Annotated in this window: 14 protein-coding genes; 4 read left to right on the top strand and 10 right to left on the bottom strand. The window is 56.1% G+C overall.

The window, feature by feature from the left end; genetic code table 11:
- Positions 1-343: 343 nt before the first annotated feature.
- Entirely contained in the window at positions 344-610 is a 267-nt protein-coding gene (locus GXM19_RS10365) for a ribbon-helix-helix protein, CopG family (RefSeq protein WP_006234572.1), read from the top strand.
- 151 nt (positions 611-761) lie between these two features.
- Here the strand turns inward: GXM19_RS10365 and GXM19_RS10360 are convergent, their stop codons facing one another.
- The 4 genes from GXM19_RS10360 to GXM19_RS10345 form a co-directional block, all read right to left on the bottom strand.
- The gene (locus GXM19_RS10360; protein WP_006234573.1) at positions 762-1,715 is read right to left on the bottom strand and encodes a tRNA dihydrouridine synthase; all 954 of its coding nucleotides are present in this window, start codon (positions 1,713-1,715) and stop codon (positions 762-764) included.
- Between the two features lie 448 nt (positions 1,716-2,163).
- Positions 2,164-3,429 carry an MFS transporter gene (locus GXM19_RS10355; RefSeq protein ID WP_006234574.1) on the bottom strand — a complete coding sequence of 422 codons (1,266 nt, stop codon included), beginning with the start codon at positions 3,427-3,429 and terminating at the stop codon, positions 2,164-2,166.
- 11 nt (positions 3,430-3,440) lie between these two features.
- Entirely contained in the window at positions 3,441-4,505 is a 1,065-nt protein-coding gene (locus GXM19_RS10350; RefSeq protein ID WP_006234575.1) for an ornithine carbamoyltransferase, read from the bottom strand.
- A gap of 123 nt (positions 4,506-4,628) precedes the next feature.
- Positions 4,629-5,867, bottom strand: a complete 1,239-nt coding sequence (locus GXM19_RS10345; protein WP_006234576.1) for an agmatine deiminase family protein — start codon at positions 5,865-5,867, stop codon at positions 4,629-4,631.
- A gap of 239 nt (positions 5,868-6,106) precedes the next feature.
- Between GXM19_RS10345 and GXM19_RS10340 the strand changes: the two genes are divergently transcribed.
- A complete protein-coding gene (locus tag GXM19_RS10340) occupies positions 6,107-6,670 on the top strand; it encodes a TetR/AcrR family transcriptional regulator (protein WP_022094929.1) in 564 nt (187 codons plus the stop codon).
- A 323-nt stretch (positions 6,671-6,993) separates the two neighbouring features.
- On the opposite strand, the gene GXM19_RS10335 is transcribed toward GXM19_RS10340, so the two are convergent.
- The 6 genes from GXM19_RS10335 to GXM19_RS11335 form a co-directional block, all read right to left on the bottom strand.
- On the bottom strand, positions 6,994-8,184 hold the full coding sequence (locus GXM19_RS10335; RefSeq protein WP_040358202.1) for an IS256 family transposase: 1,191 nt from the start codon (positions 8,182-8,184) through the stop codon (positions 6,994-6,996).
- A 110-nt stretch (positions 8,185-8,294) separates the two neighbouring features.
- A complete protein-coding gene (locus GXM19_RS10330; RefSeq protein WP_006234581.1) occupies positions 8,295-9,458 on the bottom strand; it encodes an MFS transporter in 1,164 nt (387 codons plus the stop codon).
- A gap of 175 nt (positions 9,459-9,633) precedes the next feature.
- Positions 9,634-12,873, bottom strand: a complete 3,240-nt coding sequence (locus GXM19_RS10325) for an ABC transporter ATP-binding protein/permease (RefSeq protein WP_193684740.1) — start codon at positions 12,871-12,873, stop codon at positions 9,634-9,636.
- Between the two features lie 253 nt (positions 12,874-13,126).
- On the bottom strand, positions 13,127-14,098 hold the full coding sequence (locus GXM19_RS10320) for a TlpA family protein disulfide reductase (RefSeq protein ID WP_040358702.1): 972 nt from the start codon (positions 14,096-14,098) through the stop codon (positions 13,127-13,129).
- A 29-nt stretch (positions 14,099-14,127) separates the two neighbouring features.
- The gene (locus tag GXM19_RS10315; protein ID WP_239057622.1) at positions 14,128-14,817 is read right to left on the bottom strand and encodes a 4Fe-4S binding protein; all 690 of its coding nucleotides are present in this window, start codon (positions 14,815-14,817) and stop codon (positions 14,128-14,130) included.
- Between the two features lie 205 nt (positions 14,818-15,022).
- Positions 15,023-15,094, bottom strand: coding sequence for a CD1871A family CXXC motif-containing protein (locus GXM19_RS11335; protein ID WP_254179316.1), 72 nt, complete (start codon positions 15,092-15,094; stop codon positions 15,023-15,025).
- 147 nt (positions 15,095-15,241) lie between these two features.
- Here GXM19_RS11335 and GXM19_RS10305 point away from each other — a divergent pair, with 147 nt between their 5' ends.
- Complete coding sequence (locus GXM19_RS10305; protein WP_006234586.1) at positions 15,242-15,934, top strand: response regulator transcription factor; 693 nt, start codon at positions 15,242-15,244, stop codon at positions 15,932-15,934.
- Positions 15,931-17,070 carry a HAMP domain-containing sensor histidine kinase gene (locus tag GXM19_RS10300; RefSeq protein ID WP_006234587.1) on the top strand — a complete coding sequence of 380 codons (1,140 nt, stop codon included), beginning with the start codon at positions 15,931-15,933 and terminating at the stop codon, positions 17,068-17,070. Before GXM19_RS10305 ends, GXM19_RS10300 begins: the two co-directional genes overlap by 4 nt.
- Positions 17,071-17,083 lie beyond the last annotated feature (13 nt).

Below are 17,083 nucleotides of genomic sequence, written 5' to 3'. Positions count from 1 at the left end.
GTTCTTATATGATTAGCCATTGAAGGACACCTAACGACTACTCCCATTCGCGACACACTGTGTCGCGAATTAAGCTGGTCCCATTATCGAAGACCAGTGAGAGCTCCTGCCCAGAATCTCGATAGCTTAATAAAGCGCTCCCCTCCGGAAGTTCAATGAGCATCCAAATTCCAGGCTGAAAAGCAAAGGAGTATCGAAGCCGTCAATGCTCATTTTCTATCGAACACGCGGGTCAAAACAAGCTAATTAGCCTGATAAACTGTTTGTTTTTTCTACAAGACTGTATACAAAAAGATTATCCGTTGACCTGTGCTCGACATTATGCCGATCGATAGGAGGCGCTATGGACGCTAAGCAGCTCGAAAAGATGATGGGGTTTGCTCCCGGAGAGTTGGAGAAAGCCGCGAAGGCATACGAAAAAGATGAATGGCCGAAGGGTCGCACCATCAAGCTGGGAAGGCCGTCGATCTCCGATGAGCCAAGCGTCGTTATAACAGCACGTGTGGGCGAATCGATTCTTGAGGCGTTTGACGAAAAAGCCAAACGCCATGGGCAAACACGCACGGAGCGGCTCAGAGAGCTCATTACACTTGATGCACTGATTGCCTAGGCCCGCTCCCCCGTCGGACCCAAACATGTACGCCAGCATCCAAAGTCGACATTTTTCGACATCTTTGGATGCTGGTGTACAGCTTTTTGCTACATAGTCGTTGGGGACGTCCTTAAATGACCAGTCGTTAAAGAACGCCCCCGATGACTAGTTAGCCGTGGAAGCGAGCTGTGGGTGCAAGCGGCTGTTCGCGAAAGACGCGCTCGACGGCAGCGCGGTATTCGTCGACCTTTTTGGTCTTGCGTACGATCTTGTGGACGGTAGCGGGATCGGCGAAGGCGCATTTGGCGTAGAACCACCACTCCTTCATGCGAAAGACCGCGTTACCGCCAATCTCTTCTGCATATGCCGCAAACAGCGTGTCATGGAAACGATGCAGTTCGGCTGCCGTGGCAGCAGGGCCGCCCTTGACCATGCGAGCCAGAGCGGGGTTCGCGAGCAGGCCACGCCCCAACATCACATGGCGCGTGCCGGGATAGGCCTCCACCAGCGCGTCCATATCCTCAAGATCAAAAATGTCACCGTTATAGGCCACGGGGAACGGCGCACGCTCCAGCGTCTCGCCATAAAACTCTTTGCGCGGCAAGCCCGTATAGCGGTCCTTCTGTACGCGCGGATGCACGATCAGCTCTGCCAACGGCATGCGGCAATACAGATCGAGCACGCGCTCGTATTCGTCGTCATTCTCCAGCCCCAGCCTGGTCTTTACCGACACCGGCAACGGCGACCGCTCGCACACATCGCTTAAGAACGCCTCGAGCTCGTCGAGATTGCGCAAGAAACCCGAGCCCTTGCCCTTGGCGACAACCGTTCCCGAAGGGCAACCCAGGTTGAGATTGACCTCGCGGTAGCCCATGTCGGCGAGCACCTGTACCGCCCACACAAACTCGTCCGCGTTCTTGGACATCAGCTGAGGCACCACGTTGAGCCCCTGGTTATTGGCAGGATCGATCTCCTTAAACGCCTTGCCGCCAAAGCGGTTACCCACCCGCGGCGGCGGCAAAAACGGCGTGTAATAGCAATCGAGCGCACCGAAGCACTCCGCATGCACGCGACGGAACACATGCCCGGTAATCCCCTCCATAGGGGCCAGCGAAAGGATCATCTACTCTTCTCTCATATCAACACAACAAAGGGGCCGTCCCTTTGTCACATGCATTATGCCTTGCGCTTCAGGCGATTCGCAAGGAAGAGGTAGCTACTGAACGATGACCACCCTCCAGCCGCACCCCATACAACGAGGTTTAATACTTTTCCCGAGAAGTGAACGAGTGAAAACGGGCCCCCGAAGCATCGGCACTTTCGAGATGCAATTTCCTGCGGTTTTGCCAGCCAAATCCTGCGGGTTTGACGTCTAAAAATGTCGATGCTTCGGAGGTCCAAGTATGGCCGTTCACTTCTCGGAAAAGTATTAGACCTCGATTTACATGCCACTCAATGTGACAAAGTGGCTGCTCCTTTGTCACATTCGATGAAAAAGGGCACCGATGTTAGTCGATGCCCCAAAGCGGCTGCAGGTTAAGCCCTACAGCGTATGTCTAAGACGAATCGAACTATTCGTCCCAGGAGAGGTTCTTACCAGTCTTTTTTGCCAGCAGCAAGAACAGGCCGATAATAACGTTGCATGCGATGCAGAAGATGAAGACGCCCTGGAAGGAGCCGACAAGCTCATAGACCTTCATCATAACGGGCATGCCAAAGGCGCCGACGATATAGCCCACGGAGCAGATCAGCGCGAAGATGCGACCGAAATCGCGGGAGCCAAAGACATCCATAACCAAAACGGTCAGGGCAGTGCCAGCGATGACGTACATTACGTCGTTCACGCCTGCTGCGAGGATGCTGAGCGTCGAGTTGCCGCTGCTCATCATGAGCATGACAAAGGAGAGGATGGAGACAGCGAGCCAGCCCAGAATGGCCTTCGTGCTGCCGAACCTATCGCAAGTGGTGCCGACGATCGGATTGAGGAACAGATCGAAGAGCGATGCAGCGGATACCATGAAGCCGCCCACCATGGGGCTAAAACCAACCTCGGAAGCATACGTCGGGAAGAGCTGGTTCATGCAGCAAGTGAGCTGAACGAGACAGAGGAAGCCGATGCAGAAGAAGAAGGCAGGCGACTTAATGGCGCGCGCATAGCTAACGCCACGCGTGCTATCCTCGGTCGTCTCCTCGGTCTCGGTGACCGTCTCGCCCTCGACGTAGCCATAGGGCAGCATGCCCTTGTCCTGAGGCTTATAGCGAATAATCAGGACGGAAGCGGGGAGAATGAGCACGGCGGAGACGCCAGCGAGCACCAGATAGCCAGTCCTCCAGCCAGCGGCCTCGATGACAGAGGTGATGACGGGGCTCATGATGAGCATGTAAATCGAGTTCACTGCCCAAGCGAGACCGATTGCCAGGCCACCAGATTTTTTGAACCACTGGTCAATAACGTCGGACATGGCGACGCCGGTGGTGAAGGCGAAGCAAACGCCAATCAGGGCGCCAGCGGCGATGAACATCCAGACTTCGGTGTAGAAGGCCATGCCTGCGCCGGCAGCAAGCAAAATAAGCTCGACAACGGGGAGCCAAACCTTGCCAACGACCTTGGGAATGAGTTTTCCGACAAACGGAAGAGCTGCCGCAAGACCAATGAGCGTTGCGGTGAAGTAATACGAGAAGATGGAATAGTCAAACCCGAACTCCTCGCACACGGGTGCGACGAAGGAGCCCGCGATGACGCTATAGGATCCGGTCGTGCCGGCAGACATAAGGCCGAGCGCGATTACGAGAACCCATGCGTAAACCTTGCTGCTCTTTAACTTTGCATTTTCCATTGATACAGCTCCTAGAGACCCAGAAGGGCACACATAACGGCCTTGATGGTGTGCTGACGGTTCTCTGCCTCACGGAAGATGACCGAAGCGTTGGCCTCAAAGCACTCGTCGGCAATCTCAAAGCCCTCGGTGATGATTTCGCGATGGAGGTCGTTCTTGCACTGGTCGAGGAGCATTTTGCCGACACGGTGATCTGCGTTATGGACAGAGGGAAGCTCATGCATGCAGAAGATGTCGGGATTGTTGGTGCGCTTGCACAGCTCGCTGGTGACGCGATAGGGGTACAAAGACTCGGCATCGCCCAGCCAGGAGTTGTAGTCGTCGGGATCCAGAACCTCTTCGCCGCACTCGGGGTTGATGTAGCGCCACTCCTCGGTAACGATAACGTCAACGCCATCCAGGGCATCGAGGTCAGAGGTGATGGTAAAGGTCCTATTGGGAGCGTACTTGGCGTAGCAGGCCTCCACCTCTTCGATCATTTCCTTGCACATCTGATGACGGAGGTCGTCGGGGCCGATGGCGAGGAAGTCCATGTCGAGCATAGCGCACAGACGGCCATACCACACCGGGGCGCCGGCGCAGTTGCCAACGAAAGCCATCTTCTTGCCGCGGCTCGTACGCAAACCGCCCCATTGCTCTTCCATCGTAAGAGCGTCAGCGAGCATCTGAGTCGGGTGATCGCCGAGAGTAAGGGCATTGATGACCGGGATGTCAACCAGGTCGGCGACGTCATAGAGGAACTGCTCGTCCTTCTGTGCGCGATAGACGATGAGATCATACATGCCGTTAAAGACGCGCATGGCGTCCTTGACGGTCTCGCAGTCACCCATGTGGGAGTTGGTCAGATAAGTGAAGCCCATGCCCAAATCGTTGCAGGAGGTCTCGAATGCGCAACGAGTACGGGTCGAGCCCCACTCAAAGTTGGCGAGGACGTTTTTGCCGGGGAAGTAGCGCTGGTCGACACCAGACTTCTTCTGAGCCTTAAGGTTCCAGGCAAGATCGATGAGATAGCGGAAATCCTCGGAGGAGAGATCATGGATGTTGATGTAGTCGCGACCGCGGAGGCTGTTGTTCATGCCTATTTCCTTTCGAATTATTATCAAAATTATTGTTGAATGTGTCCCCGAGGAAAACACGGATATCCCTCGGGGAGCGGTACATGTGGCGCCTAAGCCAAAGAGCGCAGGCTCTAAGGCTCACTAACGACTGGCCGCCACGTCCTTAGTCCAGCAGTGCACGCCGCCGCCGGACAGGTTAAGCGCGAGGGAATCAATCATGATGACCTTGCGATCGGGGAAGCAGCTCTCAAGAACTGCCTTGGCCTGCTCATCCTTCTCTTTCACGACCTCGCTCACGCCCTCGTGGTAATAACGCTGGCCAAGAACGACGCCGTTGCAAATCAGGAAGTTGCAGTAGCTCGCTGCGGCGTAGAAGTGGACGGGGCCCTCGGGCCAGGGGGTGCCATCCATAAACTTGCCGCCCATTTCGTCGATGAAGCCCTTATAGAGCTCGTAATCTTCATCGCCAGGGGCGATAACGACTTCAATAGGCTCGGCGGTGGGCATACGAACGATCTCGAAGGGCTTGCCCTCCCAGTCCGTTTCGTTGCTCAGGATCTCGTAGGCTGCCTCAATGCGGCGACGAGACTCTGCTCCAGCCTTGCTCGAGGCTGCCTCTTCATCGGACACCTCGGCAAGAAGAATCTTGTTCGGAGTGATAAAGCGACACATCTCATCAATGTGAGCTGCAAAGCTCATGCCAAAGACGGGAGTTCCGTCTTCCTTCTCGTCGAGGATGCCCAGTCGATAGTCGTCGTCCTCGAGCATAGGCTGCGGAAGCCAGATAACCTTGTTGAGGTTGTAGATGCGCTTATACTCGGCCTCTATTTCCTCTTTCGTGAACTCGGGATTACGCTTGCGGCATTCCGTGTCCTCGATGGCGATCAGAGTGCCGTGACCGTCAAACTCGCGGTCGCCGCCCTCCGAAACCATTTCGGAATTGACGATATCGAAGCAACCGAGCGCAACCGCCATGTGAACGGCTGCCTTACGTGCGGACTGGCACTCCGGGGAGTTCTTGTCCCACACGCCGTAATAGGTCCAAGCGGGGTTGACCATATAAGAATGGCCCTTGTCGTCGACCATGATGCTGGGACCGTTGTCGCGGACATAGAAGTTGGAGTCTTCGAACTGCGTGATCTCGATGCGATCGAGATCAACCCCCTCCTCCTTCAGGCGCGAGCAAGCCTCCTCATAGGAGCCGGGGGTGCCGCAATTGAGGTTGACCGTAACGTCGCCATACTCGAGCAGAGCCTTGATCACGTCAACGCAGGGCTGGCGGTTATCGTAGCCCTCTGCACGGATGTAATCGGGAAGCCATGTCACATAGACGTTGGAGCGCTTCTCGAACTCGCCCGGCATACGATAGTTCTCGTACATGGTTGGTCCTTCCGTCGGGTTTCCCGCGATGCTGTCCGGCCGCGACAATAGCGGGGTTTCACCTGCTATAGTACTACTATACCTACCGTTCGGTAGATAATTTTGAATAATTGCCGCTCGCCTACTGATACATACCGTTCGCCGTATATAGTGGTCATGTTTGGACACGAATTGATGTTCCGTTGCCATCCTTAATAATGTTGGTAGTGCGGAAGTGATTTGCAATGGAGAAATGCAGCGTGAGCACAAGAAAAAAAATATTGGACGCAATGTACGATCTTGTGGCAGAAGTCGGTTATGACAAAGCGTCTATCGGAAAGATTTGCGACTTTGTCGGTATATCCAAGCCGTCGGTGTACTACTACTTTCCCTCAAAAGAGGAGATTTTCACTACGCTCTTGGACAGCATGTTTCCGACCATTGACTATCAGCGCGACTACTCGCTAATAGTCGATAGGGACGGGTTCAAGGCCGCGCTTATCGAGCTCGGCAATTCAGTTATAGGTGGCTATCGAAGCGATGAAAAGCGCCGGCGCGTGCTGGCCGAGGTTAGCGTTCAAGCAAATCGAATTCCTGCAGTTCAGGAACGTCAAGCGACGGCGACCAAACGAACCATGGATGCGCTTAAAGACATCCTTCTTCATGGTGTAGAGATTGGCGCGTTTTCCGATAGCGCCGACGTAATGCTCTACGTACAAATTCTTTATACCGTTCTGGAGGGAGCAAGCAATACGGTCGCTCAAGGTGAGGATATTGATGAGAAAGCGGTTTGGGCGGGAATAGTCGAGCTTATGTTCAAATAGACCAGCCAAGCTGAAGCGCATGTTGGCGCCCATGGTGCCTGCGGGCAACCTTTAAAACGAAAACAGGGGTCGACTCCAATCTGGCTTGGAGTCGACCCCTGTTGCGTGGCAATCTATGCCGGTGCAATCGGCGCTTATTACTTTTCAGCAGCCTTATTGAGAAAGCCGGAAACGATAGCAAACGCAGCAATCATAAGGTTGCAGGCAATGCAGAAGATAAATACTCCCTGGAATGACCCTGCCATGCCGTAAACCTTCATCATGACCGGTACCGTCAAGATTCTTTCGCAAATTGATTTAGCCGTCTCCGGCCCCGTCCTCTTCTAGCCCTCCGCCTTTCCCCTCAGCTCGTCCATCTCCTCCAGCTTCGACATGTCCAAGTACCTCCTCTTGCCCCACTCGTGCTCCACTATGTACTTCAGCCTCGCCGTCACCAACATCAGAGCCGAATTGCCGTCTGGGAAGGTCCCGACGACCCTCGTCCTCCTCCTGATCTCGCGGTTGATGCGCTCGATCCCGTTGTTCGTCCTGATCCGGCGCCAGTGCTCCGGTGGGAATTCCGTGTAGGCAAGCGTCTCGGCGAACCCGTCGCGCACCGTCCTCGCGGCCGCCCCGAGCCTCATCGATTCCAGCTCCTCCGCCACCTCCTCGGCTTTTCTGGCGCATGCCTCGCGCGATTCCTGCGCGTGGATCGCCTTCAGCATGCGCGCCGCGGCCTTCCGCCTGGTCACGGGAACCCTTCCCAGCACGTTGCGGTAGAAATGCACCGTGCAGCGCTGGTAGCGGGCCCCGGGGAACACCTCCTCGAGCGCACCGAGCATCCCCGCGCACTTGTCGCCGGTGACGAGCCGTACGCCGGAGAGCCCGCGTCCCTTGAGCCAGGAGAAGAATTCGCGCCAGGACTCCGCGGACTCGGTGTACCCCTCGGAGCAGCCGATGACCTCCCGGTCGCCGGCGGAGTTGACGCCGATGGCGACCAGCACGGCCACGTTCTCGTAGGACCCTCCCCAGCTGCGCTTGAGGTAGATACCGTCGACGAAGACGTAGGGGTAGCCGCCCTCGAGCGGCCTCTGCCGCCATGTCTCGATGGACGCGAAGGCCCTCTCGTTGAGGTTGGAGACGGTGCCGGAGGACACCGGCGCTCCCCACAGGAGCTCGGAGACGTCCTCGATCCTCCTGGTGGAGACGCCCGCCAGGTACATCTCGACGATGGCCTCCTCGACCGAGGTCTCGCGCCTGCGGTAGCGCTCGATGACGGCCGTCTGGAAGGTCGCCCCGCGGAGCTTCGGCACGCTGAGCTCGACTTCCCCGGCGCCCGTGACGAGCCTCCTCGTGTAGTGGCCGCTGCGGTAGGCCTCCCGGCCCGCCGTCCTCTCGTAGCGCTCGGCCCCGACGAGCTCGGACGCCTCCTCGTCGAGCAGTGCGTTGAGCGTCTCCTCGACGGTCTTCCTCACCAGATTCTTTATGTCGTTGCGCAGCGACTCCTCGTCGACTGATACGATGTTCGCAGACACGGCCCGTGCCCCCTTCGTCGGTGATTTGTTGTTTAGTCGCTAGAAATCATATGACGGGGCGCGGGCCGTGTTCCGCTATGCGGTTGTCAATTTGCGAAAGAAATTATGCGTCACCTCATGACCGGCATTCCAAAAGCACCGACGACATAGCCCGCTGAGCAAACGATCGAATAGATCCTTCCAAAATCGCGTGATCCAAAGAGCGAGAGGAGAAGCATCGGCATTGCGGTTCCAACGATGGCGAACATGACATCGTTTACACCAGCTGCAATGATGGAAACGGTCTCATTGCTTCCGCCAATGATAAGAAGCAGGAATGAAAGAATGCTGACACCTGTCCATGCGACCGTTGCTTTAATAGCGCCAAGCTTGTCGCATGTTTTGCCCACGAAGGAATTTAGGAAGATATCGGAGAGTGAAGCTGCCGAGACCATTAAGCTTCCTACGATAGGATTGAAACCGACCTCGCTTGCATAGGTTGGAAACAGCTGGTTCATGCAGCAGGTGAGCTGCGCCACGCAAAGCAAGAGGACACAGAGAATAAAAGACGGCGTTTTCGCGGCATCGCGGAGTGCCATGCCCGAAAGGACATCTTCCTGCTCATCGGCGCTGCAGCTCTCATGGGTTTCGGAGACGGTCTCTCCGTACGGAAGCATATTGCGATCAGAGGGGTTAAGGCGAATGATAAATGCGCTTGCAGGCAAAATCATAGCTGCAGAAACGGCCGCAAGCACGATGTATCCCGTACGCCAGCCTTGCTGCTCGATGACCAGCGTAATGACAGGACTCAATAACAGCGTGCAGAGAGAATTAACGCCCCAAGCGAGGCCGATGGCGAGACCGGACGATTTGCTGAACCATTGGTCAATGACATCGGACATGCAGACGCCCGTTGTAAACGAAAAGCAGATGCCGATCACTGCGGCGGAGACGGTGAACATCCAGACCTCGGTGTAGAACGCCATTGCGGCGCCGGCGGCAATAAGGACGAGTTCAATGCAAATATGCCATGGTTTGCCGATTACTTTTGGAATGAAGCGACTCAAAAGCGGAAGCCCAAGCGCAAGGCCAAGAAGAATCGCGGTTAAATAGAAAGAAAAAGAAGTGTAGTCAAAGCCCAGATCTTCACATACTGGAGCAACGAATGAGCCGGCAATAATGCTATATGTGCCAGTTGTTCCGGCGGACATTAAGCCGAGCGCAATAACGACGACCCAAGCAAATGCGCCGCTTTCACGGAGACAATCTTTTTTGGCTGGTGTGGTGAGAGTCATGGTTGCTCCATTTCTATCGGCAATACATCCTATATGCCTACCGATAGGTATATAAACCAGAGGACTCTTCGTCAAGCATTAAGCGGGGAGAGGGAGTTCTTAACCTGCCGAACGGTAATTAGACCCCGTTTTCGCAAGGGTCTCAATGTGACAAAGGGACTGTCCCTTTGTCGCATTATTCGGAGCGCAGGGCTTCGACGGGGTCCTTCTTGGATGCGCTGCGGGCCGGCAGCAGGCCGGCAACGACCGTCAGCAGCACTGAAATTGCGATGAGCACCAGCGCATCCTGCACGGGCAGGCTCATCAGATTGGGCACCTGTTTGGCCGCAAGCGCCCAGGTATTAACCGGAAAGCTCACGAGCACCACGACGACAATGGCAAAGACGCCGGCGATGAGGCCCTCGATAAAGGTCTCGGCATTGAATACGTTGGCCACGTTGCGCTTCGACGCGCCGATCGCGCGCAGGATGCCAATCTCCTTTTTGCGCTCCAGCACGCTGATGTAGGTGATGATGCCGATCATAATGGAGCTCACCACTAGGCTGATGCTCACGAATGCGATGAGCACCAAGCTGATGGTATTCACAATGTCGGTCACCGAGCCCATAATGATTCCCATATAGTCGGTGTACGAAATCGCCTGCTCATCGTGGCCAGCAGCTTTGACCTGCTTGTTATACGCATCGATATGGTCGAGCACGCGCTCCTTCGCCTCAAAGTCGCGCGGGAAAATCTTGACCGAGATGGGGTCTGCCTCGTCCGCATAACCCAGTGTGGTCAGGTTGTTGTCACAGGTAAGCTGCGATGCCTTGGCATAACTCATCATAAGCGAACTCAGGTCCTCGGCGTCCATGTTGAAGTGGATGGCGCGGGCAAAGGCGCTCGCATCCACACGCATAGTGCTCGCCAGGTTGGCAAAACTCGATGACATCTGCGTCGCCATCTGGCCCATGAGCCCTGCCGCGCCTGCCTTGAGCTGAGTTGACACCGTCGTCGCAATCTGGTCGCTGATCGACTTCATCATCTGATCCAGAGCCTGCTGCAGATACGGAGCCAGCTGCTTTTGTACATAGTCGGTCATCGCCTGCTGCAGGCGCTCGGCCAGGGCATCGCCGCCGAGTGCCTTGAGCTGAGCCAGGATTTGCTGGGCTGCCGTATCACTCTCAAGATACGTCGAGAACGCGGCGGCAAGCTTTGACGCGTCCTTAAGATCTTCGGGCGTCAGCGCCTTAAACTGTTCCGACTGCATAAAGCCCGTGAACAGTTGGTTGGCGAGCGCCCCCACTTGCTGCATCTGCTCGGGTGTAAGCTCCAACCCATCGAAGACACCCGAGAAATCGGGGGCTGGCGCCTTAGACATGATGTCGCTGAAGTCGATATCCTTCCCTACGCCCGAAAGGTCAATGTCCAGCTCGGACAAGTCAAGACACGACGGGTCCATACCGCCGGCAACACCCGAGAGCACGGAGGTATCGAACGAGAACGCGCTCTTGAGCGCCGCCTCGTCCACACTGAACATGCTGCCCAGATCCACGCCTTGTTTGGCCTCGCCTTGCAGTTCGTCGAAGGTTTTGCCCGTAAAGACATCCGTCTCGGGGTGGGCGAGTTGCTCCCGCACAATCTGCGAATCGGCGGCGCGCTCCATAAGCTGGCGAGTCAGCGCATGTGTATAGGCAATGCCCGGAGACAACGCACTCGCATTGGCCGTCTCGTTAGGGCGCACCACACCCACGATGTGTACGTCGATGCCATCGGCAACCTTGGCGGCCATAAAGTCGGCGTCACCAGACATGTCGGTCCACATGCCGGTCTCTTCGTTTTTGCGATAGGCATCGGCCGGCGACAGCACCTTAAACGTCGTGGACAGCGCATCGTCGTAGGTAAAGTCGGTGCCGGTCTCGGGTGCTTTGACCCCACCGTCGGCCGTCATGGCACTGTTTACCAGATCGTTGAGCTCATCGATATCCAGCGCACCGATGCTGTAGAGCGTATAGTCGCCCACCGTACCGCGGCTCGAAAGCACCATCACGGCTTCGTTGGCAGACGTGGGCCAATGACCGGCGACGACATCGTACTGGCTGTCGAGCAGGCTCTGGTCGTCAATCATCTCGTTAAAGACCGAGGTTCCCATGGATTCCATGCTCACCGTTGCCGCCGAACTCGCGCCTCCGCTCATAGCCTCGGTCATTGCGTTGGGAACAAGCCGAACGGGCTTCTCATCGCCCTTGCCGGCACGATAGACAACCGGCGATACACCGTAGCCGTACTGAATGGCGTTGACCTCTTTGTCGATACCGTCGCCGCCGTCGTCAAGCCATGCCTTAAAGCTCGTCATGTAGTTGGACTTAACGCTCGCAAACATATCCTTTACGGCCGTGACCACGGGAATCTTATCGGTTTCGGCACTGTCGTCGGACGAATCCACGTTTTCAGGCGAGTCATCATCCGCAGCCCCCTGTCCGCCCATCATGGACGACAGGTCGTAATCCTGCTTGGAAATGGTGAGTGGGTAGCTCGAGAGCGTATCCTCCTCGACCTTTTTGATGTAGCCGTTTACGCCGTTGGACAGCGCCAGAATCGCCGCGATACCGATAATGCCAATCGAGCCCGCAAAGGCCGTCATGGCCGTGCGGCCCTTCTTGGTCATGAGGTTTCGGGCAGAAAGCCCCAGCGCCGTCACAAAGCTCATCGAGGTTTTGCGCGTAGGCTTGGCCTCGCGGCGCGTGGCGTCAGCGACATCGAAAGGATCGGAATCATCGGTGATCTTGCCGTCCGCCAGGTTGACGATGCGCGTGGCGTATTGGTATGCCAGGTCGGGATTGTGCGTGACCATGATGACCAGACGGTCGCGCGCAACTTCTTTGAGCAAATCCATAACCTGCACGGATGTCGTTGAATCCAAAGCGCCAGTCGGCTCGTCGGCAAGGACGATCTCAGGGTCATTGATCAGGGCGCGGGCAATGGCCACGCGCTGCATCTGCCCGCCCGATAGCTGGCTCGGGCGCTTGTTAACGTGCTCGCCCAAGCCGACTTTCTCCAACGCCTCGCGCGCACGCTGGCGGCGCTCGGCATGCCCCACACCTGTGAGCGTAAGCGCCAGCTCCACGTTTTCCAAGATGGTCTGATGCGGAATGAGGTTATAGCTTTGGAACACAAAGCCGATGCGGTTGTTGCGGTAGGCATCCCAATCGCGATCGTGAAAATCCTTGGTCGAAATACCGTCGATCAGCAGGTCGCCAGAATCGAAATGATCGAGCCCACCGATAACGTTGAGCATCGTAGTTTTGCCCGACCCCGAAGGTCCCAGAATGGCCACGAACTCGTTATCCCGAAAAGACAGGCTCACGCTGTCGAGCGCCACCTGCGTAAACGACTGCGTAACGTACCTTTTGCAAATACCTTTGAGCTCCAACATGGACGGCAACCTCTCCTGCGCAGGCACCCTGCCCGCTCTCCCCCGCCGTTCGTATTCGACGCGTTTGTCCTACTCTATCCCCATTTTTCACCGACACCAGTGAGGAATGTAGGGAACCGCATCAAAAAACGAACGGGACGGCGCCTAAAAGAAGAGGCCCCGAGCGGGACCTCTATATGGTGGAGATTATCTTGAAAGGCAGCGGACTACTCCGCACAGCGGCGCACGATCCTCGCCATGCTTTACGCGTTTTTTACTGCTCGCTATTCGCAATCGCCTGGTCGATAAGCTTGTCGAGTGCTGCGCGCTGCTCGGCGGAGCTGATGGCTCCCACGATTGGATCCCCTACGATGTTGCCGTTCTGATCGATGACATACGTTGTCGGGAACGAGAACAAATTTGACGTGAACTTACCGGCCTCGCTATCCGACTTGAACCAGATGTTCTTATATGTCACGCCCTTCTTGCTCAGCACGTCCTTGGCATCTGCGATCTCGCCCTTGTTGCCATCGAGCGTAAAGGAATTGACGCCCACGACCTGGCCGCCCTTCTCGGCAAGCTCCTGATTCAGCTTCTCAAGATCGCCCAGCTCGCCCACGCACGGCTTGCAAGTAGTGAACCAGAAGTTCATGACGGTGACCTTGTTCTTAGAGAACAGCTCGTCGCTGTTCACGTCGTTGCCATCCAGGTCTTTGCCCGTAAAGCTGGGGAACTTCGTCGCCTCGCTCGAAGCATTGGCACCAGCCGTCATGCCAGCGGTCGAAGCGTCGACGCTCTCGCCTGCGCTCGGCGTGCTTCCACAGCCGGGGAACTCCTTCTCCAAGCTCTCGAGCTTGTCCTCGATCTCCTTGATCTGCTGCGCACCAGCCTTGAGCGTCTTAAGCTCATCCGCCGTAAACTCATCCTTAGCGCCGTCGATGGTCTTGAGCAGGAAATCGCCGTAATTGCTGCCATCCTCAATCATTGCCGAGTCTTTATTTGCTGCATTGAATACCTTTTCCCACAGCGCGTTATCACTCGAAAAGATCTCGTTCTCCTTCTGCATGAGCTTCGCATACAGCTCGGCGGCCTCGTCGGCATTGGCCGGCTTCTGCGCAGTGAGTTCTGCGATCTTAGGATCGGAGCTCGCAGATTCGCTCGCATTGCCACCGGGCGCCGAACATGCCACAAGGCACAAGGCCAATACCGGCACCATAAACAGGGCCGCAATCTTAGAAAGCTTCATAGTCATTCCTCCGTTTTGTCGAAGCTTGTTTACTTTTTATCGGCGGTCAAGGGAAGCTTTTCCGCCGACACATCCAGGCCATAGCGATAGCTGATGGCATCGACGGGGCAGGCCCCGATGCACTTTCCGCACCGGATACATTCGGCATGATTGGGCGCGCGGACCACATCAACGTCCATCTGACAAACCCTTGAACACTTGCCGCACGAGACGCATTTGCACGCGTCGACCTGAATCCCCAACAAGGACACCTTATTCATGAGCGCATAGAATGCGCCGAGCGGGCAAATCCATTTGCAGAAGGGGCGATAGAGCAAAACGCTCAGCACTACCACGGCAATGAGAACGACAAGTTTCCAAGTAAAGAGCTGTCCCAACGCAGATCGAATGCCGGCATTGGCAATGGCCAGCGGAATGGCGCCCTCGAGCACACCCTGCGGACAGATGTACTTACAAAAGAACGGGTCGCCCATGCCCACGTCGTTAACCACCAAGACGGGTAGCAGCACCACGGCAAACAGCAACACGACGTACTTGATGTACGTGAGCGGCTTGAGCTTTTTTGTCGAAAGCTTTTTGCCGGGAATCTTATGAAGCAGCTCCTGCAGCCAGCCAAACGGGCACAGAAAGCCGCATACAAAACGTCCCAGCAGCACGCCGAGCAAAATGAGCGTACCGGTAACATAGTAAGAAAAGTTGAACTTGGATGAACCTACCACCGACTGGAACGACCCGATGGGGCACGCACCCGATGCCGCGGGACACGAATAGCAATTAAGTCCAGGTACGCAGACTGTTTTTCCCGCGCCCTGATAGATGCTTCCTTTGGCAAAGTTTGGCAGGTGAATGTTGGTAATAAGTGTTGCCGCCGCCTGAATGAATCCGCGAAATTGGGCCAAAACATGCGACGCAGTGTTTTCTCTTTTATCCAATTCCGATACACTCCAAGCACAGCCTAATCGCTTTGGCCAGCACGGCATCCGCCTCGCCACGCATAACGCCAAAGCACACCATGGCAATTCCGACGATCAACAAAGCGACCTGTACCACGGGTTTTACCGCTTTGAACAACCCAACCACTCCTTTCGTTACGCGACCATTGGACCATATCGACTATAAAATCCGTGTTAAGCGCGATTTGGAATGTGCAAGGAGACTGTTATGCGTATTTTGATCGTCGAGGACGAGCGAGCACTATGCGCCACGATCGCACGCAGTTTGCGAAACTTGGCGTACAGCGTCGACTGCTGCCACGATGGACGGGAGGCGCTCGACCTGCTGGGCGTCGAAGTCTTTGACCTCGTGGTACTCGACCTCAATCTTCCCCATGTCGACGGCATGACCGTGCTCGGGGAACTTAGGAAAACCGATTGCGAGACCAAGGTACTGATTCTGTCCGCGCGTGGCGAAGTGTCCGATAAAGTCGCCGGACTCGATGCCGGCGCCAACGATTACCTTACCAAGCCGTTTCATCTGGACGAGCTTGCGGCAAGGATCCGCAGCCTTACCCTCAGACGCTTTACACAAAGCGACGTAGTTTTAACCTGCAGAAAGCTCCGCTTTGACACCAAGGCGCGCATCGCTTCCGTGGACAGCGAGACTTTATCTCTTACGCGCAAGGAAACGGGAATCTTGGAATACCTGATGCTTAATCAGGGACGTCCGGTAAGCCAAGAGGAGCTTATCGAGCACGTTTGGGATAGCAGCGTGAACAGCTTTAGCAACGCGACCCGCGTTCATATCTCGTCACTCCGCAAAAAGCTACGCATCGCTTTGGGATACGACCCGATTCGCAATCGGATTGGAGAGGGCTACGTTATGGAGGATAGCGAATGAAAAGGCTTTCGTTGCAATGGCGCATAACGATTATGACGGCACTGCTCACGTGCGCTGCGTGCGTGCTGACGAACTGCCTGGTCGGCTATACGGGCATGCGCTACATGGATGCTATCGGCAGCGACGTCTCGGCCCTTAGCGCAGCCGGCGAAGATTCGCCCCAGGCGTTCGACCCAACGAAAGCGACCCTCGATGACGAGGTCACGATCGTCGTAAACGACGCACAAGAGTCTTTTGGCACGACAGCCTGGTGCATCACGGCTGGAGTCACACTCCTTGGCGGCGTGCTGGCATACTTTGTGAGCGGCCGTGCGCTCAAACCGCTACGAGCTTTTGCCGCCCAGGTTGAGCGTGTGCAGCCTGACAACCTAAGCGAAATCAGACTCAGTGAAGATGTGCCCACCGAGCTACAACGATGTAGCGCCTCTTTCAACGACATGATCGCCCGTCTTGGCGAAGGGTTCTCTGCACAGCGTCAGTTTACCGGCAACGCCGCACACGAGCTGCGCACCCCGCTCGCCCTTATGCAAGCACAGATTGAACTATTCATCTCCGAGCACTCCGGTTTGCAACCCGAAACAGCCGAGCTGCTCGGCCTGCTACAAGAACAAACCGAGCGCATGTCTCGAATGACCAAGGTATTACTCGAGATGAGTGAGCTCCGCAGCGTTCCTTGCGAGGACGATGTTGAACTCGGTCCCTTGTCCGAAGAGGTCCTCACCGACCTTGCGCCACTTGCCGAGAATAAGGGCATAGCCCTCAATTGTGCTGGAGACGCTTTGACAATCGGAAGTGATACGCTCCTCTATCGGCTGGTGTTCAATCTGGTCGAAAACGCCATCCGTTACAGCCGCCCCGGCTCGACTGTCAACGTCTCCATCAGCGACAGCGACAGCCACGTGCTCCTGCGAGTCAAAGATGAGGGCCCGGGAATACCCAAACAGTACCGAGAGAGCATCTTCCAGCCGTTCTTTCGTCTAGATAAATCCCGCAGCAGGGCATACGGCGGCGCAGGACTCGGGCTAGCGCTTGTTTGGGAGATTGCAGCCCTACACGGCGGCACGGTAGAGGTCGAAGCAAGTTCCGAGAACGGGACCACCATGCTCGTGACCCTCTCAAAGGGGGCCACCACGTGATCCGACTGTCCAG

Source organism: Collinsella aerofaciens ATCC 25986 (genome assembly GCF_010509075.1).
Taxonomy (GTDB): Bacteria; Actinomycetota; Coriobacteriia; order Coriobacteriales; family Coriobacteriaceae; genus Collinsella; species Collinsella aerofaciens.
This window is presented reverse-complemented; position numbering and strand designations above follow the sequence as displayed.

Coding starts and splice junctions, on each gene's coding strand:
- GXM19_RS10365 (WP_006234572.1), top strand. CDS start 344: ATGGACGCTAAGCAGCTCGAAAAGATGATGGGGTTTGCTCCCGGAGAG.
- GXM19_RS10360 (WP_006234573.1), bottom strand. CDS start 1,715: ATGATCCTTTCGCTGGCCCCTATGGAGGGGATTACCGGGCATGTGTTC.
- GXM19_RS10355 (WP_006234574.1), bottom strand. CDS start 3,429: ATGGAAAATGCAAAGTTAAAGAGCAGCAAGGTTTACGCATGGGTTCTC.
- GXM19_RS10350 (WP_006234575.1), bottom strand. CDS start 4,505: ATGAACAACAGCCTCCGCGGTCGCGACTACATCAACATCCATGATCTC.
- GXM19_RS10345 (WP_006234576.1), bottom strand. CDS start 5,867: ATGTACGAGAACTATCGTATGCCGGGCGAGTTCGAGAAGCGCTCCAAC.
- GXM19_RS10330 (WP_006234581.1), bottom strand. CDS start 9,458: ATGACTCTCACCACACCAGCCAAAAAAGATTGTCTCCGTGAAAGCGGC.
- GXM19_RS10325 (WP_193684740.1), bottom strand. CDS start 12,873: ATGTTGGAGCTCAAAGGTATTTGCAAAAGGTACGTTACGCAGTCGTTT.
- GXM19_RS10320 (WP_040358702.1), bottom strand. CDS start 14,098: ATGAAGCTTTCTAAGATTGCGGCCCTGTTTATGGTGCCGGTATTGGCC.
- GXM19_RS10305 (WP_006234586.1), top strand. CDS start 15,242: ATGTGCAAGGAGACTGTTATGCGTATTTTGATCGTCGAGGACGAGCGA.
- GXM19_RS10300 (WP_006234587.1), top strand. CDS start 15,931: ATGAAAAGGCTTTCGTTGCAATGGCGCATAACGATTATGACGGCACTG.